This is a genomic window from Candidatus Poribacteria bacterium, assembly GCA_026702755.1.
GTDB lineage: Bacteria > Poribacteria > WGA-4E > WGA-4E > WGA-3G > WGA-3G.
Genome location: JAPPBX010000081.1, coordinates 24437 through 45843, shown reverse-complemented (window position 1 = coordinate 45843; position 21407 = coordinate 24437). Strand labels below are relative to the sequence as shown.

General features: G+C 48.0%; 14 protein-coding genes. 6 read left to right on the top strand and 8 right to left on the bottom strand.

Annotation, left to right across the window (positions count from 1 at the left end; translation table 11 throughout):
• Positions 1–85: 85 nt before the first annotated feature.
• From OXH39_14745 to OXH39_14710, 8 genes are all read right to left on the bottom strand, one after another.
• Entirely contained in the window at positions 86–1675 is a 1590-nt protein-coding gene (locus OXH39_14745) for a dicarboxylate/amino acid:cation symporter (GenBank protein MCY3551716.1), read from the bottom strand.
• Between the two features lie 219 nt (positions 1676–1894).
• Complete coding sequence (locus OXH39_14740) at positions 1895–2941, bottom strand: Rpn family recombination-promoting nuclease/putative transposase (protein ID MCY3551715.1); 1047 nt, start codon at positions 2939–2941, stop codon at positions 1895–1897.
• A gap of 217 nt (positions 2942–3158) precedes the next feature.
• Positions 3159–7370 (bottom strand): leucine-rich repeat domain-containing protein, encoded by a 4212-nt coding sequence (locus tag OXH39_14735; protein ID MCY3551714.1) that lies wholly within the window; start codon positions 7368–7370, stop codon positions 3159–3161.
• Between the two features lie 7 nt (positions 7371–7377).
• Positions 7378–8085 carry a Uma2 family endonuclease gene (locus OXH39_14730; protein ID MCY3551713.1) on the bottom strand — a complete coding sequence of 236 codons (708 nt, stop codon included), beginning with the start codon at positions 8083–8085 and terminating at the stop codon, positions 7378–7380.
• A gap of 164 nt (positions 8086–8249) precedes the next feature.
• Positions 8250–10277, bottom strand: a complete 2028-nt coding sequence (gene aspS / locus OXH39_14725; protein MCY3551712.1) for an aspartate--tRNA ligase — start codon at positions 10275–10277, stop codon at positions 8250–8252.
• Between the two features lie 144 nt (positions 10278–10421).
• Complete coding sequence (locus OXH39_14720; protein ID MCY3551711.1) at positions 10422–13595, bottom strand: fused MFS/spermidine synthase; 3174 nt, start codon at positions 13593–13595, stop codon at positions 10422–10424.
• Positions 13596–13782: 187 nt separating this feature from the next.
• On the bottom strand, positions 13783–15378 hold the full coding sequence (locus OXH39_14715; GenBank protein ID MCY3551710.1) for an AAA-like domain-containing protein: 1596 nt from the start codon (positions 15376–15378) through the stop codon (positions 13783–13785).
• Between the two features lie 56 nt (positions 15379–15434).
• Positions 15435–16256 carry an RNA methyltransferase gene (locus OXH39_14710; GenBank protein MCY3551709.1) on the bottom strand — a complete coding sequence of 274 codons (822 nt, stop codon included), beginning with the start codon at positions 16254–16256 and terminating at the stop codon, positions 15435–15437.
• Positions 16257–16547: 291 nt separating this feature from the next.
• Here OXH39_14710 and gap point away from each other — a divergent pair, with 291 nt between their 5' ends.
• From gap to OXH39_14680, 6 genes are all read left to right on the top strand, one after another.
• Positions 16548–17552: a type I glyceraldehyde-3-phosphate dehydrogenase gene (gap, locus tag OXH39_14705; protein MCY3551708.1), complete on the top strand. Its 1005-nt coding sequence runs from the start codon at positions 16548–16550 to the stop codon at positions 17550–17552.
• A gap of 11 nt (positions 17553–17563) precedes the next feature.
• Positions 17564–18334 carry a triose-phosphate isomerase gene (tpiA, locus tag OXH39_14700; GenBank protein ID MCY3551707.1) on the top strand — a complete coding sequence of 257 codons (771 nt, stop codon included), beginning with the start codon at positions 17564–17566 and terminating at the stop codon, positions 18332–18334.
• Between the two features lie 119 nt (positions 18335–18453).
• A complete protein-coding gene (gene secG, locus OXH39_14695) occupies positions 18454–18873 on the top strand; it encodes a preprotein translocase subunit SecG (protein ID MCY3551706.1) in 420 nt (139 codons plus the stop codon).
• Between the two features lie 42 nt (positions 18874–18915).
• Entirely contained in the window at positions 18916–19335 is a 420-nt protein-coding gene (locus tag OXH39_14690) for a hypothetical protein (GenBank protein ID MCY3551705.1), read from the top strand.
• 172 nt (positions 19336–19507) lie between these two features.
• Positions 19508–20341 (top strand): DNA adenine methylase, encoded by an 834-nt coding sequence (locus OXH39_14685; protein MCY3551704.1) that lies wholly within the window; start codon positions 19508–19510, stop codon positions 20339–20341.
• A gap of 45 nt (positions 20342–20386) precedes the next feature.
• Entirely contained in the window at positions 20387–21388 is a 1002-nt protein-coding gene (locus tag OXH39_14680; protein MCY3551703.1) for a Gfo/Idh/MocA family oxidoreductase, read from the top strand.
• The last annotated feature ends 19 nt before the right edge of the window (positions 21389–21407 follow it).

Here is a 21407-nt window from a genome sequence, read left to right as displayed (position 1 = left end):
TCCATCCTTCCAGTTTTCGATTTTTCAGCGGAAGGGATGGAAGGTTGAGGCTTCCATGCTTCCAGATTAAGCATATCAGAGGTTGCTATGTGGTAGCTGGGGCTTCGGTTGTATCGCTGTCTCTGGATTCATACGTCTCAATTACGCCTGCGCCGATGCTGTCGCCCCAGACGTTAACTGCGGTACGGAATCGGTCGAGTAACCAATCAATGGAGAGAATCAGCGTTATCCCCTCAACCGGGAGATCGACGGCTCTGAGCACGATAACCATTGTAACAAGCCCTGCTTCCGGTATCCCTGCTGCGCCGATAGCTGCCAAAGTCGCGGTCAACACGACAACTATTTGTTGTGCTGGATCCATGGAAATTGCATAGACCTGTGCGATGAACATGACAGCGACTGCCTCATAGAGTGCGGTGCCATCCATATTGATGGTTGCGCCCAACGGAAGTACAAAACTGGAGGTCCGTCTGGAGACACCGTTCTGGTTCTCAACACCTTCCATCGTTAGGGGTAAAGTCGCACTTGAACTCGCTGTCGAAAAGGCGTTGAGTAAAGCCGTTGCCATACCTTTGAAATAGTTGAGCGGATTTCTACGTCCGAGGAACAGTAAGAGTATCGGTAAAATGATAACAGCGTGTACACCAAGTCCTAACACAACTGTCGCACTATACTTACCGACGGCGATAAGTTCGGGCCAGAAACCTGCGAACCCCTTCGCCTCGCCGATCCTGCCTGCGATTAAGCCGAAAATACCTACAGGCGCGACATACATTATCCAATGGACGAGTTTCATCACCGCCTCATTTAATCCAGAAATCACGGAGATGACGGGTTTGCCAACATCACCAAGCATGGATAAAGCCGCACCGATAAGGAGCGAGAAGAAGATTAAGGGCAGAATGTCGGTGTGCACCATCGCTTTGAAGACGTTTGAGGGGATCATCCCCTCTTTACCGGTCTTCTCGTTGCCGAGGAACACCTCTTTGATGGTGTTGCCCATCGTCCGCTCGGTTTTGTCGGACATTCTTGTGGCGATCGGCAAGCTGATGTCAATGCCTTCACCGGTACTTTCGGGTTCTATCCGGACGAGCTGACCGTCAGAGAATAACAAGCGTTCCCCATCGTCTGTGGTGACGTAACGGGCATCCCTGAAGGGTTGCCACGATTTTACTGTGACTGTTGTTCCGTCAATGGATTCGACTTCACCACGGATGTCCTGGTCCGTGAGGGTAATCACATATTTATTGTTATAGGTCCGATTGAATTCGCCACTCATTTCAAGCGTGAGCATCTCAGCACCAGAGAGTGTGTAACTCAGATCGGCACGCTCTTCGCCTTGTGATAACCCCTTCCCCGGTGAGATGATGTTCACGAGAATTATCCCAACGAGAACGGAGAGCGCGGTTGTTGCCATGTAGTACAGCACAGTCCGTCCGCCGATGGAACCGATGTTACGGATGTCGCCTAAATTTGTTATCCCGACTATCATGGACAAGACAACAAGCGGTACTACTATCATCTTCAATAGGTTTAAGAATATCTCACCGAGGATTGTTGTGTGGATTGCATAATCTGGGGCATAACCTCCAATAAGTGCACCAGCAACAATGGCAATGATAATTCCGTAAAGTAGGCCGAGACTTACTTTTGGTTTCTTTTCGTTTTCGTTCATAAATTATATCTCCTTCTACAGTTGCAGTGCTGATGTGCAACGTCACATCAGCATCTTTATAGTAAATTTGAAAAATAAATACACACTAAAAGACAAAACCGAGGCGGATCAGCGTCTTATGCTTGTAATCGCTCTTGGAAGGCGTGAAAGATGTCAACGACCAACGCCTCTCTCCTATATTCGGGGATATTTAGCGGCATACCAAACTGCACGGGATGGCTACTGGATATCCTCAAGGCTTTTCGCTGTCAGACTTTTCTCAAAGAGCGCATCGAGTTCAACAAGGTTACGGAGGGCACGCACCCGCGTGATCACCGTATCGGGAACGCCCGGAAACCGGTGCTGCAGCAACTTCAGCAGGGCCTCTTGTTTGCCTTGGATCTCTCCTTGCTCTATGCCTTGTTGGAGTCCGCGTTTTTCGCTGATTTCAATGATAGATTCTGCCATGCCTACAATCTCCATGTTTTGTGTATGCTCTTGTGTGAGGATACGGAATAAGTCTTTCTGTTCTTCTTCGGATCTGCGGTGTAGGATAAGAAGGAAGATATACAAAATTGCGCGCTGATACGCTTCAGCGTCGTGTGTGTGGAGGTCCCTGAGTCCCTCTAAAGCGTCAAGGAGTGTTTGTCGCATTACGTCCGGGTCTTCAGTGTGTTCTTGTTGCAAGACGGTCAATAACCATCCGAAAGGTTGCCCTGTCTGTGTCAGTTCGTCAGGGTCTGTGGCTTTGACATCAAGGAGCAAGGTGTCGAAGGTCGGGATGAAGCGTGTGAGGATTTCTGGGCTGTCCATGAGGGCAGTCAGAGAGAGCGGAGCCCGCCACTCTCTGCTCCCCGTGTAAAAGACAATCGGGATGATGGGAGTCAACCGCCACTCTGCCTGGGGTTGCTTTGCCTCTGTCCACTGTCGCCGCTCCTCCATCCATACCTGAACCATGTAAGACAGCAACCGCAAACTCATAGACCGGTCCACCCTGGATTGGTGCTCTATGAGAAGATAGACGATGACTTCCCCACCCGTTTGCGTCGGAGACCGAAACGGCACCCGGAATACCATATCCGATTCTTGCGTCCGAAGGTCATCGGAGATGAAACTTCTATTCACCTGCACGATCCGCCCGAAGTCAAGAGCATCGGCGAGCTCCTTACCAAACAGGCTCAGTAACGCCTCGAGGTATTCCCGCTGACGCAGGAACCATTTCGCACTCCTATCAGGGAATTGGTGGCTCGATACATTTGACAACTCCTGAAGATCGCGTTCTATCAATATGCCTTCTCCTCTTGGGACACCCATGCTCCAGCACACGCATCCAACTTATATCAGAGAGTCTAACACACTTTAACCCTCGGTGTCAAGGTAAAAATCCGCACGGATCCCTTCACGACACATAAAACAGGGACCTGCACCGTAGCACACATCCCTGTTTTGCGGGTTAGGAAGTTAATAAAAATCAGCACTCCAGCTATCCTATGGTCATTTGATACTATTTCCTTATCAACATTTTTTTGGTTGCAGTAAAATTTCCGGCTGTCAGCGTGTAGAAATAGACACCACTCGCAACAGATTCGCCGAGATCATTTTTGCCGTCCCAATATGCGGCACGGGGGCGGATTTGATAGATGCCAGCGGGCATTTGTCCCAATGCTAATGTTCGGATCAAACTGCCATTCACAGCGTAGATACGCAAGGTAACCTCAGCCGGTTCGGACAGTTGATAGGGTATCCATGTCTCTGGGTTGAATGGGTTTGGATAGTTGTTAAGTAAGGCGGTCGTCTCTGGGATGAACAGGGTGAGAAGCTGCTCAAGGTTGGCGATGCCTTTTCGGAAGGCAATAGAACCATCATCTTCAACTTGTGCCTGTTCTATCCAAACCTGTATCATGGCTGGATCTATTCCCTCTATATCATCTACAGCAAAAATTGATGGTGCAGCCGAGGTAGTTTCGCCTAAGTGTTGCGCCACGATGATAAGGTCCTGGATATTGACAACACCATCACCATTCAGGTCTACATCCGAATCAGGGGGCACAGTTTTCCCGAAGTGTCGAGCGACAAGCACCATATCCAGGATATTTACCTGTCCATCTCGATTCACATCTCCAGTAGCGAGTTGTCCTTCTACAGTGATAACAACCTCTTGTGGACCCGCAGGGATAGATACACCGGTGATAGCAGCGAGTTGAAAATTTTCGAGTTTCAACTGCGTTTGTCCAGCTGTTTTTGCTGTGAACATCACCGACAGAAGCGTTCCTGTACCGCTGACCCCGTCTTCGCTGAGTCTTGCTGAACTGAGTTTGGTAATTTTGCCGGTCGAGTTATCAATTGTTCCTTTTTGGAAAAAGGTCGTTTCGCCTCCTGTTTTCAGGAAATCGCCTTCGTTGACTTCAACGACTTCAAGCACAGTAGGATCAAAGGCAATATCAAATTGCCAGCCTGCTAAATCATAGATGTTTTCTGTGCTGAGGTCGAGGGTAAATGTATCACCGACATGGATTTTTGGCTCAGAGAAGGTGTACCCGACACGGGGATTGACTACGCTATATTCGGTGCCAGGTTCAAATCCAAAAAAGTAGCCTATTGGTCGCCGTGTGTTGTACTTATGATGCACTAACAACACGTTCTTCCCTTTTCGCAGTGTGATAGGGAAAAAATCCTGGTAATCAGTATTCCATGCATCTCTATCAACATAGTGTTCGTAGTGGTAGACTAACTCACCATTGAGTAAAACTTTTCGAGGGGAGTCCGCTGCACCTATAAATATTCTCGTGTGCTGTGCCCGTGGAGAATACAAGGTAATGGTGCTATAAACCTCAAACCAAGGGGATTTAGATTCAACAACTTCTTCTTCAGGTAACAGCAATCTCCGAAGGTTGTTATAGTTTCTATTGGGATCATCATAATGATAAGGCTCAAGGGTGCTTTTTAACCATACGCTATCACCAATCCTCTCTCCGTCCGCCGTACCGAGAGTAGCAATCTGCTGTTCCGTAATTTTTCCATTAGATGCTTTTGACAAATGATCTATTTGATCCATTCCTTCCGTCCAATGACTTTGTAACATCAACCATAACCAGGGTCCTTCAATTTTTGGACCGCCTTTTGGATAGCCAGGGTTTCTGTGCCATGTGAAGACTTCTATATTTTTCCGTATACCATCTAGGGGCGAGAAATCCTCTATGTTGTTGACATGCAGGTATAAAGTCTTCAAGTTATGCAAGGAAGCAAGTGGCGAGACATCTACAATGCGATTCCAGTCTAATATCAATGTTTCTAAGTTAATCAGTTTCGCTAACGGGGAAAGATCTGAAATCTCAGTATGGAATAGGTCGAGATGCCTCAACTCTGTTAATCCCGACAAGGGAGAGAAGTCAGTAATATTATTGGTATGTGGAAAACCGAGCCATCTCAGTTTTGTTAAGCCCCGTAGAGGTAAAAGATCGGTTGCTTTGCAATCGTATAAGAGGAGTCTTGTTAAGTTGGTTAATCCTGCAAGAGGTGAGAGATCCGAGATATCGGAATGTATGGTTTCTAATATTCTCAGTTTTGTAAGTCCTTCTAAAGGCGCGAGGCTTGATATACGCGTGGCCGCGGCATTTATTGTTTCAAGATCGCGTAAGGACGCGAGGGGTGAGAGGTCGGCTACTTCAGTGTCATTAAACCATATCTGACGCAACTTTGTCAAAGAGGCCAGCGGTGATATATCTGATATCGGGTTGCCTCCCATTTTTAATTCTGTAAGATTAGTTAATCCTGCCAGCGGTGATATATCCGATATTGAGTTACTCTCAACATTTAGGAAGCCCAGGTTTGTTGCAAACTCAAGTCCTGTGAGATCGCGGATGTCCCGATTTCCTGCCTCAAGTTCTCTCAACGTTGCCATCTCTGCCACAGTAATTGGGGATCCAGGGGTCTTGTTGAGGGCATCTTCAATTACTTTGCGAAGGGGCGAGTCAGGAATGTGAACAGATGCCCCAGGTATACGCTCCGGACGCTGCACAATGGGCGGAAGGACACTATCAGGGGTATTCAACGCAGAGATCAGGTCGTGAAAATTCGATGTCCACGCATCCCGTTTTACCGTGCCGTTCATATCGGTGAGTGTTTGTAATCCCAAGTTTTTTAGGCTCTGTTTCACACGGACCTGTGCAAGAAATGCTTCTGTTTCTAATCCGACTGCGGCTGCAGCATGGCGGACATTTAGTGGTGCTTGAAACGACTCATGAAACCGTTGGATCGGTTCGCTTTCATGTTGCTTGAAGAAGTGTTGTCTGGATGCGTCATCCGCAAACGGACCGCCAATCTTTTCCAGTGCCTGCTGAAACCTTAGTGTATCTTTTGCAACCAGATTATCAAGGACTGACTGTTTAGCGTAGAGTCGTAGTGCCTGTTCTTTGTTATACGGCGGGTTGTCATCCTGTTCAATCGCCGCACGCACACTATCTTCAAACTTCTTCATGCCTTGCGTATGGCACCCAATACACGAGAGACCGTTCCGGACTGTCGGATTGCTTGCAGCAAGGTTCCTAACGATGTCAATTGGTGCGTCGTTCAGCCGGTTACCATTAACGTCAACCAGCAAGTACGCCTGCAACCCGTTGGGGAGATTGAAGATAATTTCGCCACCATCGTGTGTGAAATCAAGCGGATGTGTAAAGATATTCTGTGAACCTACACTTCCAGCAAAGTCGTAACTTTTCCAATACGCGCCATACCGAGATGTGTGGCGTTCCACGACGCGGTTGTTCGAGGAGACACCCGAATCGTTGAAACCCGCACGCCAGACATCTATCCCTGGGGCGTTCCTGATATTACTCGCAACATTTACCTCTAATTGTGCCTCTAATACACGGTCTGTTTGTGGAAGACCTAAAATATCGTGATAGAGCGGTGGCAACGACGCGGTCGCAAGAAACCAATCGACATGGACAAATGGTACTGTGCTGTCCGTTTCAGTCTGTAGGTGTGTCAGTTTTTCAAGGAGACCGGCTTGTATTTCTGGATCAAACGCAATGTTGTACGGATATACTTGCTCAATTTGTGTCCAGACATCGGTTGTGGTATTCCATTCGTAGCGGCGCAGGTCAATATAGAAGATTGTTTGTGCTTTATCAATGGGTGTTGGGTTTGTGATCTCAAACTTCCACGAAAGACTATTTACGAGTTTAGAGAGCGCGATCCGATAGTCGCTGAGTGTTTCAGGGCTTTCACCGGCATTATAGAGATGCGTCATTGTAAAATACCGTGCGGAGGGGCGGTCAAACGGATCCAACGATTTTAGGTGGTTTCGGATGGTATTGAGTATTGTATCCGTGGTTATGAAATTGATGTCGTGCTGCACATCCCAATCTGGCGCGCCTGCGGTAATCCAGCGGGCAATCGTTTCAACGGCTTCTGGTGAGAGCGGTGGTAGGTTGAGCGGCATTTGTGGACCCTTCTCAGTCGGTCCAAGGAGTCGTTTATAGAACTCTGAGTTTTCTGGGTTTCCTATAATGACGACCTGAGTATCAATAAGCGCGTTTCGCTCAATCAAGAGTGCTTCTTTAAAGGAACCGGAGGGTCCATGACAATTCAAGCAGTTTTGCTGAAAAATAGCGGACACTTGTTGGGCAAGGTTTTCTTGGGCATCCGCTGTTGCAAACGCTAATCCGATACATATTAGGATGACTATAGGGAGGTATTTGCCAATTTTCACCATCAATTTCCTATTTGGTTGCTTCTAAACGTTCAAGTGCTGCGCGCAGTTTTTTGAGTTCCGCTTCAGCGTGTTGCACACGAGATTCCGCCTCCTGTCGTGCCAGGGATTCTTGTTGCACACGGGTTTCCGCCTGTGCTACGCGTTCTTGAGAAGTAAGTAACCACGCGGACTTAACAGGGTCATATAAACGCAGCATACCCTCATGCTCGCCCAACTCCAAACCTAACACTGAAGACGGGAGTCGTGCGTTCACGAATGCTATCTCCTCATAAGTTTCACCCACAAGCCGGAACCCAACGAAATAGGGCTCAATTTCATGATAGGGGTCATAGATATAATACTCTTTGACACGCAGAATCTTGGCATATATCTCCATCTTCTCGTTGAAGTCTCTCGTATACGTACTCGGACTGGCAACTTCTAACACAAAATCAAGGGTGGCGGGTTGTTCCCAGGTTTTGTATGTTCGGAGTTCTTTTTTCGACAGTCCATGAACCATGAATACGTCCGGGGAGACGCTCTTCCGAGGATTCCCCTCTTCATAATACAGTAGCATGTTCCCACCGATATACACATCTGGGATCCCATGAAAATGGTTTCGTAGGATATCCATGCAATCTATCATCACCTGCTGATGTTTCGGAGTTTCTGCCATCGGTTCTCCGTCTGATTCGGGATAGACGAGTGTCGGGGCAGTGCCTATTTTTCTTTCCATCGTGCTATCTCCTTTATTTTTTCGTTGTCAGTCATCAGTTATCGGTTTGCCTCGCAGTGAGAGTTAACTTCTTGTGGCGGGTACAAATTGTGTTGCTGCCACAAAGCGTCTCGGACTGAAACTGATAACTCTCACTGCAAGGCGAACCGATGACTCTTGCTACCTTAGCCGTCTACATCAACGTGGATGGAGAGTTCTTCTAACTGGGCATCCGTTACAACGGACGGGGCATGCGTGAGCGGGCAAAGCCCCTGTTGCGATTTCGGGAATGCGATGACTTCACGGATGTTTTCCTCGTTTCGCATCAACATCACCATCCGGTCAAGTCCGGGTGCGATGCCGGCATGCGGAGGTGTACCATACGCCAACGCCTCTATGAAATAGCCAAACCGACTTTCGACCTCTTCCGGGGTGATGTCCAGAATGTTGAAGATCTTTTGTTGGATATCCCATTGGTGAATCCTGACGCTTCCGCTACAGATTTCATACCCGTTACATACGAGATCGTAGTGTTGGCTCTGGACCTTCCCCGGATCTGTTTCTAACAGCGGTAAAGTTTCTTCCGTCGCGCCTGTGAACAGATGGTGGAAAGGTTCGTACCGATTTTCATCTTCGTTCCATTCAAACAGCGGATAATCGACAATCCATAAGAAATTGTATTGGGTTTCGTCAATAAGGTTGAGTTTTCGTCCGAGATGGAGACGGAGATTGCCAAGTGCATCAGCAACGACTTTCGGTCTGTCAGCAACAAAGAACATAATATCCCCCGGCTGCGCACCCGTTCTCTCTTGCGCTGTTTCAAGTTGCTCTGTTGTGAAGAACTTAACGATACCGGACGAGAAGCCATCTGTGGTGACCTTGACCCATGCCAAACCTTTTGCTCGGTAAGTGGCGACAAACTCGGTCAGATCGTCGATGTCTTTGCGTGAAAAGTCTGCTCCACCCGGTGCAGCGATGGCTTTAACCTCTCCGCCGCTTTCCAAGGTGCGTGTGAACACCTGGAAATCACAATCCGCCATAACATCTGAGAGGTCGGTAAGCTCCATGCCGAACCGCGTATCGGGTTTGTCGTTTCCGAAACGTGCCATTGATTCATGATAGGGTAGGCGTAGGAAAGGTGTCTGGACAGGAATGCCACCCGCCTCTTCAAATATTCGTTTCATCAACCCCTCGGTCACCTCAAGTACATCGTCTATCCCTGCGAATGACATCTCAATGTCAAGCTGCGTGAACTCTAACTGTCTGTCGGCACGGGTGTCCTCATCACGGAAGCACCGCGCGATCTGGAAATACCGATCAACGCCGCTCATCATGAGAATCTGCTTAAACTGCTGCGGTGATTGCGGGAGCGCATAGAACCTACCCGGATAATGACGACTCGGCACGAGGACATCACGTGCCCCTTCGGGCGTGCTGTTCATCAAAATGGGTGTCTCAATTTCAAGGAAACCCTGCTCGTTCATGTAGTTACGCGCTGCAAGTGCTGCCTGATGCCGCATCGCCAAAGTTTTTTGCATCTCGGGACGACGCAGATCAATGAACCGATAGCGCATCCGAATGTCTTCCGCCACGTCAATATCGTCTTCAACCGGGAACGGCGGTGTTTTGGCAGTATTCAGAATCTGCAGAGAATCCACAGCAAGTTCGATCTCACCCGTATCAAGTTCTGGATTGACTGTGCCTTGGTAGATGCTGAGGACTTTTTCCTTGTTCTCAATATGATATGTCCGATTATTTTCGACATCGGTGAGCAGCCATCGCGCGCCAGCGACTCGGGTTGCGACCTCAATTTCTTCGGAGAGGGTGTATTTAGCGTCAACATCCGAAAACAAGGCTCGGAACGCGGGGGAAAGGGAACCATCGGCGAGTTCTGCCTGATACGCTGCCTCTGCGTGGAAGAGCAATTCGCCCGGATCGCGTTCACGGACGGTGCCGCTGACGTTCAACACAAATTCACTTCTAACAGCATCGGCGAGGGCGTGCGCTTTTTCCTCAATCTGCGGGTCAAAAACGACTTGTGTGATGCCTGTCCTGTCGCGTAAATCAACGAAGATGACCCCACCGTGATCGCGGCGACGTTTGACCCAACCGTTGAGTTGCGCGGTTGTTCCCGCATCGGTTAAGCGTAGGTCACCACAATAATGGGTTCGTTTTAAACAAGACGATGTAGTTTCTTGGGTTTCTTGAGACATTTTTCTAATTTTCCTTGCGGTTTGGTCAAACGGGTTAGTGCGTTGACGTTTATTTCCGTAGCGTTGAAGAAACACCCAAGCAAAAACCCTTCCACTTCGTTTCGGGCTTGCTCATGCTACGAAAGAAATTCAAAAAATCAGATGTTATTTTCTAAGTTGTTCAAGTTCGTTCTGGATCTGTTCTCTAACACTCAATAGATCGCTCGAATCAGCGGTGACACGGATGACCTCATCAATCGCTTTCAAAGCGTTGTTGTAGGCTTCTATCTGTTTCTCCAACTGGTTCATGGCGGCGTAAACGTTTCCGAGAACGTAATAGGACCGCCACGAATTGACATCTGCAGCGATGCCCTTCTTTCCATATTTTTCGGCTTCGGTTATGTTTTCCAATTGCAGATGGAGACCCGCCATTGCCGCAAAAATGGGTGCTGGCAATTGCAAAGTCGTCTCTTGTCGTTCAAGCCGTTCGTAAGTGCGAAGCGCGTCCTTGTAGCGTTCCTGGCGTTCATACAGCGGACCTAAGAGCAGATAAACCTCAAATCTCTTCGGATCGCGTCTGAGTAATTCCTCTAACTCCGTTGCTGCCTTTCCAAGTTCACCCTGCATCTCATACAACGTTGCCAAATGGAGGTGTCCCTGAAGGTCATCAGGGTTTTGTGCCATCGTCTGCTGTACCTGCCGTTCAATCTGTTGGAGTTCTTCCTGCTCACCTTCGCGAATTAAACCTGCGACGACCCCAAAGTTATAGCGAATCGTCTCGTCAACAGGATTGAGTTCCACCGCTTCGTTCATGAGTGCCGCGGCATTTTGATACTGCGCGCTTGCATAAGCAATTTGTCCACGAATCAATCTCTGTGTGGCTCTGAAGTAGGTGTCAAGCTTCTCTCGTGCGTCCCGTTTCTCTGCGAGTGTCGCGCCGTAGTTTGTGAGGTAAGGCAGCACCCGTTCCCGATATTCCGCCATCCCTTTAACGTTCTGTGTTGTTGTACCGACCAAATCTGCCCCACGGAAAAATTCCAATCGGGGTCGGTTGTCTGTGTGAATGGATCCAATGCCTGCGTACTTACGGACATTTTCAGGTCCCATCATGAATGAATCGAGCAGCGACATCCCATCCAGATCATCGGCAGCAAGCCCTTCACGAATACTCGCTATCTGTGAGCGTTCGATGAAGTTTTTGTAGTCAATCCGCAGCGGTTCACGTGTGCCGATAAGGATCACAAAATCGGGGGTGTACTTATACCAGAGCGTTGTATGCGGGAACACCTCAATGAAGGTACGCACAATCATCTTATAGTGTGCCTCTGGCAAGCGATGTAACGGCACCCATTGACACATAATTCCATCTTCGCTCAAAATTCGACGACACAAACGGTAGAAATCGGCGGTGTAAATGTTGGAACTCCCCGCACTGACGAGCGGATGGATGATCCCCGTCGAGATCATATCGTATTTGGTTTTTGTCATCAGGATATGGTTTCGTCCATCGTTGAGTCTGTAGTTAAATTGAGGGTTTTCAAACACATTTCCATTGACGTGTGTGAAATACTTCTGCGCAGCGGAAATTACGCCGCTTGACAGTTCTACTGCGTCAACTTGCACACCGTGTTGTGTTATGGAATACGAAGTAAGTCCCATACCGAACCCGACGACGAGTGCACGTTTCGGACGTGGATGTAATAGCAACGGTAGATGCGCAATAACGCGATGCGACGGTGAATCCCAACGTGAGGCATCCGCTGCCTGATTTGTGTCTACATAGAGACGATAGACCCCTTCATCATCTTTCAACGTTGTTACGGTCGCGTCCACCTCTTCATTGTAATCAACGAGTGTATCGCCGGGACGTTGCGTTTTGAAAATAGCACTTTTCAGAAAGAGCGGTTGATTCACGGTGAGCAACATGATAACAGCCAATCCAGCATTGAGGATCGGCATCCCAATGCTTACGCCTTGTAAGAGCGATTTCCCGGTTTCAGCTCGCCACTCGCCTCTCAAGACAAGCAGACACCCGATGCCTGTGTTCAAGGCGACTGTCAGCACGATGCTCGGTCGGATGCCCAGAAGTGGGATCAGGATGAATCCTGCAAAAAACGCCCCTAAAATGCTCCCGACTGTATTGACTGCATAGACATTCCCAATGCTCCTACCCAGTTGACGTGCGCTGCCGGTATAGATTTTCGTCACAAGTGGAAAACTTGTGCCCATCAAAAACGTTGGAAGGCACATCACAAGGAAACAGGAGAAGAATGCCCAGAACCTACTTCCGCCGAAGGTGGACTGGAACGCGCGACTCATGCCGTACAACTCCTCAAACGCGGGCATTAGAATAAGCGCGAAAAGTCCGATACCGAGTTGAACAATACCGAAAACTGCTACGGGTTGTTTAATCCGATCAACCCAGCGTGCAAACACCATACTCCCCAACGCGATGCCGAATAGGAACGCAGCAAGCATCGTTGCGAACGCATACGTCGTGCTTCCAAGGAAGAAGACCATGATGCGGGTCCACAACACTTCATAAGCCAACGCACAGAACCCGGAGATGCCTATTGCCCATAATACCAATTTAGAGTTGTCGGTTGTCGGTTGTTGGTTGTCAGTATTTGTGGATTGCAAAATCTCTGTGTCTGCCACGAGATTCTCTTGCTGACTGCTGACTGCTGATTGCTGATTGCTAATATCTTCTGTTTCTGGTACCTTCTGTGATAACGCTAATGCAACCGCCGCTACTGCGAAATTGATGGCGATACCGACACCGAGTGTCCATCGAACACCTAACGCTTCAATTAGGAAAAATCCTGCTGCCACAGTTCCGATAACAGCACCGAATGTGTTCAACGCATACAGAATTCCAATATTGGTGCCGAGCTGCTCCAACCTTTTCACAAAAAAGCGGGTTAGCACTGGTAAAGTCCCACCCATCAGTGTGGACGGAATTAGCAGGACCCCGAACGTTAGCACGAACCGGATGAGCGAGAGGGTATAGAATTCTGATGTGATGTTACGATGAATCAGAACGTAGATGGCACTCAATGCCGCTAAAATGAGGGGCCAAACAAGGCAGAACGCACCGATACCCGCTTCCAAAAGCGCGTAAATCCGTAGCGGTGACTGTGTGCTCTCGTCGATCTTCCGACCGAAGTAGTAGCTGCCGAGTGCGAGTCCTGCCATAAATGCTGTCAAGACGGTACTCGTTGCGAAGACGGTGCTTCCGAAAATGAGCGTGAGCTGACGCATCCAGATGACTTCATAGATGAGTCCGCTGGCACCGGAGAGGATAAAGATGATCCAAACAATGGGTTTGATGTATCGCATTTCTTGTCTATACTATAAACATTTCGTCGTTATATGACTAATCAAGTTCTTACATATATGATACGTTAGTTGACCACAGAATTTCAAGTAGAATCCTCTGACTTCTTCAAGAGGGCATTCACTCTCTGCTTCCGCGAGTGACTCAATTTCCTCAAGTATTTTATCTTTCACAGATTTTTCCTCAGCATTATGTCTGTTGTGAAGGGACTTCCTGCACGACAGGAATGACGTAACTCCGGATTGTCAAACCGTCTATTATCTCTGTTTCTACGCGGGGTTCTGGTTCTACACGATGGTCGAAAACAACATAGTATCCTTCAGTAGTCCCCTCCAGTTTGAGATATGCTGCGAGTTGTTTTTTGCCAGACTGATAGGACCGGGACCCTTCCCATATCTTCGTCTCAACGATGTATTTTTTGGCGTTGTGGAAGATGACGAGATCCATCCTGCCACGCCCCGTTTGAACTTCAAGATACATTATCCCGCGGATTAAACTAACGAACTGGTCAAGATAGGCATAGAGGAGGTCTTGCCCGACGTATTCTTTCGGTGTTTCTGGGACTTGGAGTATCCGAAATCCCACGCGAGCAATAAAATCTCGGAAGTTATCAAGAAGCAACTCCATATTAATCTGCCTCGTGGGCGTGAGATAGTCGGGAAAATCGGTATCTTCAGGGAAGTAATCTTTTTCTAACCCGTTCACTATAGGTCTGAATGTTTGCAGGATGCAGTAGTGATAAATCGGGTTAATGATCTCACAGCGGTCGTCAACCCCTCTCGCGATTACGCCGTAAGTGGCGAGTTCGCTGATGATTTCTTGGCGTAAGCTGAAACGGACTCCTCTCTCGTAAGAAACGATTTCCATCAAGATGTTTTTAAAGCGTGGGTTCCTACGAATATTTGTCACCAGATGCGTAAGGTTGGTGTTATTCTCTTCAAGAATTTCTGCGTGTGCTTTTGAAAAGTGCGTCATTGTAATCGTCTCGGTTTTCGGAACGTTCATCTCCTCGGTAAGGATTTGCGCGAACCGATTGACGAGGAACGGCTGTCCGGCAGTCTGTCTGTGAATATTCTCAACAACCTCGGATGCGAAGGCTTGACCGACTTCATGCGTATACTGTGCAAGGAGTTCGTTGACCTGTTCAAGCGTGAAGTTAGGTAAGGTGAACTCGTCTTGGATATTGAACGGCGAGATAGAGCGGTCTAAATTGAGCTGCGCGATGTTCTTAACGCCTACAATGCCAACACTGTAGGGACATTGACTCATAGAACTGTGAACATAGATATTGCGGAGTGAACGAAGGAAACCACTTACAGCATCGCGAGGGATACCATCAAACTCGTCAATGATGAGGACAAGCCTCTCATCTCCAAGAAAAGTTGCGAACTCTTGAAAGAATTCAAGCATCGCCACGTTGTCTGTTAACTTTGTGTCCTCTAAGAATTGACTTAAGGCTTCGGAAGGCGCGATGCCGCGCTTCTGGAAGACACATTTAATCTCCTCATAAATCCGTTTATAGAGTGAGGCGTAAAAACCGGGGGCAGAATAGCCTTCGTATACTTCAAAGTTGAGTTCAATCGGGAAATAGGTTTCTGTAGTGTCGGCGGCGAGTGCATCAAGTGCCCATTGGAAGAACGTTGTTTTGCCTGTCTGCCGGGGCGCAAAGATAACGATATATCGTCCGAGTTTGACGCGATTGATGAAATCAGCGAGCTCCTCAGCGCGTGAAACGACGTAATTCTCTTCAGGATTCACGGGTCCATAAGTGCCAAACGTTTTCATGACTTTTTACCGTAAGATTTTGGGCGTATCTATTTGGACAACAGATGCTACGAAAACTATTTTTCCTCTGCTAATTTTTTCTCAAGACGTTCAATGTGCCGATATGTGGTAGAGAAAATTATGTCCAGTGTAGCAATGTCTCTTGCCTCCAACGGGGCACGAGAGAAAACACGCCGCAATGACTTTAAATACGTCTCCCAGTCTTGGTTATATGGAGTCACGCCTACCTTATCCAATAGACGAGTCACGCGCTCGTAGAACTCTTCCAAGGCGTTCACTTCGGCGTAGTCGATTTCGGAGGGTGGATACTCGTCCAGACTCGCGACGAAGACTTCATAGGCAAAGATTTGGACTGCCTGTGCTAAGTTCAGAGATGGATTTTTCGTCGCCATCGGGACGCTTGCGGTCAACTGGCAGAGACTCATTTGATCGGTGGACAAGCCAAAGTCTTCGCGTCCAAAAAGCAGTGCGACCGATTTATCCTGCGAAATTGTAGCGATCGTGTGCGCCGCTTCGCGGGCAGATACAGGCTGCGGTAGACGTACATCGCGGCGACGGTGTGTCGTCCCCACCAGATATTGGATGCCGTCAAGTGCGTCTTTCAGTTCAGGAACGACGTGGCAATTTTCGAGAATATCCTTCGCACCGTGTGCCATATACCACGCTGCATCGACATCTTGGAACGGAACAGGATTTACCAGATAGAGCTGCGACAGTCCCATTCCTTTCACGACTCTGGCGACAGAGCCGATATTTCCGGGTTCACGTGGTTCAAAGAGGATAACTCGAATGTTACCGAGATTCTCCGGCACTGTGACAGGGATAGCACGGAAATTCCCGGTAGGTTGATGCGATTTTTTATTGGTGTCTGTGGACATGTCAATAGAGTACCTGAAATGTTTCAAATTGTCAAGTCAAATTGCCTCAGAGCGGTCAAATCCGTTAACAACGCGTTTGCAATTTACTGCGGTTTAGAGTATAATTAAAGAAGATGTAAATCGTAAGACTTGAATAATAGCAAATCAAGGAGTATCACTTGCAAGCCCGTATTGTGAATAGCCCGGTATGTTCTTTTTTTGTGTGGTTTGTAGGTTTCTAAAGCTTGCTGTTAGTTCGTTAAAAGAAAGCCCTGTAACGGCAAAAAATTTATAGAGGAATCCATCTATCTCATGTCAACTAAAGTAGGTATTAATGGTTTTGGTCGGATTGGTCGGAACGCCTTTCGAGCAGCGTTGCAGAATCCAGCATTAGATATAGAATTCGTAGCTATCAACGATTTGACGAGTCCGGAGACGCTCGCGCATCTCCTCCAGTATGACTCCGTGCACGGCATCTTGTCCGATGACATTGCTGCCACAGACGATGGCTTGGTGGTAAACGGCAAAGAAATACGCGTTCTCGCCGAACGGGATCCGGGCAATCTGCCGTGGGGTGAACTCGGTGTGGATGTTGTCATCGAATCCACCGGTTTTTTTACAGATAGGGAAGACGCTGAGAAGCACATCACCGCTGGTGGTGCGAAAAAAGTGGTTATCTCGGCACCCGCGAAGGGTGAAGACATCACGATTGTCATCGGTGTGAACGATGATAAATACGATAAGTCAGAACATCATATCATCTCTAATGCCTCATGTACGACGAACTGCCTTGCACCCGTCGCGAAGGTCCTGCACGAAGAATTTGGAATTGAGAGCGGTTTAATGACAACTGTCCATGCGTATACCGGCGACCAGCGGGTTCATGACTTCCCACATTCCGATATGCGCCGCGCTCGCGCAGCGACACTTTCGATGATCCCGACGACAACCGGTGCCGCTGTAGCAGTTGGGAAAGTTTTGCCAGAATTGAATGGTAAACTCGATGGGTTCGCAATCCGTGTGCCGACACCGAACGTTTCTGTCGTTGATCTCACCGTCGATCTCAAACAGAGACCGAGTGCTGAAGCGGTCAACGCAGCACTGAAAGAAGCTGCAGAAGGCAGTTTAGATGGAATTCTCGGTTATTCCGAACTCGACCTCGTCTCATCGGATTTCAACGGGAACAAACTCTCCTCCGTTCTTGACGGTCCCTTTACCAAAGTGATTGAGGATGGACTCATCAAAGTCCTTTCATGGTATGATAACGAGTGGGGCTACTCCAACCGTCTCGTCGAACTCGTTGAGCGCACACTCTAATGGAAGGGACTATGAGAATACCGATCATTGCAGGGAATTGGAAACTGAACAAAACGATCTCAGAGGCGGTCGCGCTCACAACAGCCTTAAAGGCGTTAGTTGCGGATGACACCGATGTTGAAATTATCGTAGCACCCCCGTTCACCGCACTTGCCGCGGTTAGCGACACTATAGCCAACAGTAACATTCGTCTTGCTGCCCAAGATGTTTATTCAGAAGACAGCGGTGCATTTACCGGCGAAGTCTCAGCACCACTGCTAAAAGATGCCGGATGTGACTATGTCATTATCGGACACTCGGAGCGGCGGCAATACTTCGGCGAGACAAATGACAGCGTCAATCAGAAGACGAAAGCGACCTTATCACACGACTTAAAGCCGATTATCTGTGTCGGCGAGCAGCTTGAAGAACGAGAAGCCAATCAAACAGAAGCAGTGATTGAGAGTCACGTCACGGGAGGTATTGCGGGTTTATCTGCCGCCGACCTGTTGTCTTGTGTTATTGCTTACGAACCGGTTTGGGCAATCGGCACTGGGAAAACGGCGACACCCGCCCAAGCACAGGAAGTGCATAATTTCATTCGAGGGCTACTGGTAGACGCTTACTCAGCAGAAGTTGCGTCACAGATATGTATTCAATACGGTGGTAGTGTTAAACCGGAAAATGCGGCAGAATTGATGGCGCAGCCTGACGTGGACGGTGCCCTTGTCGGCGGTGCAAGCCTTGAAGCGGAATCGTTTGCGAAAATAGTTTTCAGTTGTCAGTCGTCAGTTATCAGTTAAAGAGGGAATTTGTAACGATTTACCTCCTTCTGGAGTACCCGAAGTTGGGGAATTGTTACCAAACACCCTCTTAACCGACAACCGATAACTGATAACCATTCATAGGAGGAAATGATCAGATGGAAATTATCATGGGTTTTATAGTGTTTCTCTTCGTGCCAATCTGTGTTGTTCTGACACTGATTATTCTTTTGCAGGACAGCAAAGGCGAAGGGCTTTCATCGAGCGCGTTCGGTGGTGCGGAAATGCAGTCTGTCCTCGGAGGACGCGGTGCAGCGACCTTTCTGGGTAAGTTGACGACATGGCTCGCTATCGGGTTTATGGTTATTTCACTGTTCCTCATGCGTTTCTACGGTGAAGATACCGGCAGTGAACTCACGCCGATTGAGCAGGAGACGACACAGGAAGCCACAACCGAACCTGCTGATACTACAGGTGGAGAGACTATCGAAACCCCAACAGATGAAGGCAGTGGGAGTGATACCCAAGATGACTCAAAGACAGAGATTGATGGCGGTGCCACAGATACCACAGAATAGCCTCGTTCGCGTCCACAAACACGTATAAGAAAGAGTTCCGATATGTCGCACGCGCCTACAACGCTTTCATGGACAGTGCATCCACTCGTTGAGAATTGGCGCAAATCTGTGCTGTTGGGGCTTTTTCTCGTACTCCTTTTGCTTATCATCTATCTGGGTTTCCAATTAATTTATGTCGCTGTCCTGTCGGCTATTTTTTTGATCGGGTCGCTCTATAAATATTTTCTGCCGTTTCACCACCAGTTTGAAGTGGATAAGCTTATCATTACAAGTTGTTGTTTCTACAAGTTGGAACGACCTTGGGAAACATTTCGCAGTTTCTACACCGACGCGAACGGGGTGCTGCTCAGTCCGTTCGCCCACCCAACACGCCTCGAAAACTTCCGCGGTGTTTACATCCGATTCGGCAAACACTCCCCCGAAGAGATCATTAATTTTATTACCAACAAAATTAAAGACTAAACTTTGGATAATCCTTATAATATTCTAGCAGACTTTCGAGGCGTGGGTCCGTTTACTGCTGAGGTTTGTAACCTTGTGATTCTATAATCATTCCGCGTGGAGGTCTCAGGTGCCGTCCCTCTATTTAACAGGTTTCATAAGAGATGCAACATATACACCGTAACAGGTCGTCATGGCTAAATCACCGAAAAGTCCATTGCGATATCCGGGTGGTAAATCAAGAGCACTCAAACAAATTCTGCCGCGTGTTCCGTTGAATATATCAGAATTTCGCGAGCCTTTCGTTGGCGGTGGTTCTGTCTTTTTTGCTATCCGAAGTCTCTTTCAAGATCGCATCAAATCCTATTGGATTAACGATCTCAACTACGATCTCTACTGTTTCTGGAAAGAGGTTAGAGATAATGCGCCAGACTTAGTTGCGATGCTGAGAGAAACACACACAACCACTATCGATGGGCGCGCGCTGTTTGAGGAATTGACAGAGGCGAAAGATGAACTGAACCAGAACCGAAACGCACTTTCTGAATTTCAGCGTGCAGTGCGCTTCTTTGTACTCAACCGAATTACCTTCTCCGGTATCGTGGATTCCGGTGGATATTCACAATCCGCTTACGAGAAGCGATTCACAGATTCGTCCATTGAACGTGTCAAAAACATATCGCCTTATCTTGCTGGAACCAGAATCACCAACGGAGATTATACCGAAGTACTTTGCCAAGACGGCGACAATGTGTTTATATTTCTTGATCCACCCTATTGGAAAGCGACGGAGTCAAAGTTATACGGCGTGAGAGGCACCCTCCATACCACATTTGATCACGCGCAATTCGCCGAAAATATGAGGAAGTGCCCACACAAATGGTTAATTACCTATGACGACTCACCTGTTATTAGGGAACTTTTTGCCTTCGCCGAAATTCAGGAATGGACATTGCAATATGGGATGAACAATTATCGGAAAACGAGTGCTGCAAAAGGGGATGAGTTGTTTATTAAAAATTACTGACTCTTATTAAATCTCAGAATTTTCTCACGGAAAAAGGAAACCCGAATGCCGAAAAAGATAAGATGGGGTATACTCGGGCCCGGTGGTATTGCACATAAATTCGCCACTGGACTGAAAGTGGTTCCTGATGCCGAAATTATTGCTGTCGGTTCACGCGACTCCCAGAGAGCCAACACATTTGCAGACACGTTTGATATTCCACATAGACACGGCAGTTACATCGAATTGGTGAACGATCCTGAAGTAGACGTTATCTATGTGGCAACGCCGCACCCTTTTCACAAGGAGTGTGCGATGCTATGTCTGGAAGCGGGAAAAGCGGTTTTATGTGAGAAACCTCTCACTGTAGATGCGGAACAGGCTCAGGAAATGATAGCATGTGCGCGAGAACGCAAGCAATTTCTAATGGAAGCCATGTGGACCCGCTTTCTTCCCGTAATCGTTAAAGTTCGAGAATGGTTGGCTGAGGGTGCTATAGGCGAACCGCGTTTGCTGACAGCGGATCACGGATCTCGAAAAACGCTGAGTACCGAAATCCTTGAAGGTAGGCTGTTCAATCCAAAGTTAGGGGGCGGCGGGCTTTTGGACGTTGGCGTTTACACGGTCGCGCTTGCATATATGGTATTCGGTGCACCGTCTAAAATCACCAGTCTGGCACACATCGGAGCAACCAACGTAGACGAACAAGCGTCTATCCTGTTAGGCTATGACGCTGGGCAAATCGCCAATTTATTCTGTGCTATCAGAACCGAGACCTCAAAGAAAGCACGCATTATCGGAACCGAAGGATCAATACATATTCCCGAATTCTGGCAAGCGACTTCTGCAACGCTCATTCGGACTGGAAAAGATCCCGTACACATTGAGATGCCTTTCATCGAAAATGGCTTTGAAAACCAAGTGATTGAAGTCATCAACTGTATACGGAGAGGAAAACTTGAAAGCCGTGTGATGCCGTTGGATGAGTCTCTATCCATCATCAAAACCATGGATACAGTTCGGGAACAGTGGGGTTTGGCGTACCCGCTGTTTGACTCTGTTTTATGATCCAACGTTTCAATGAAGG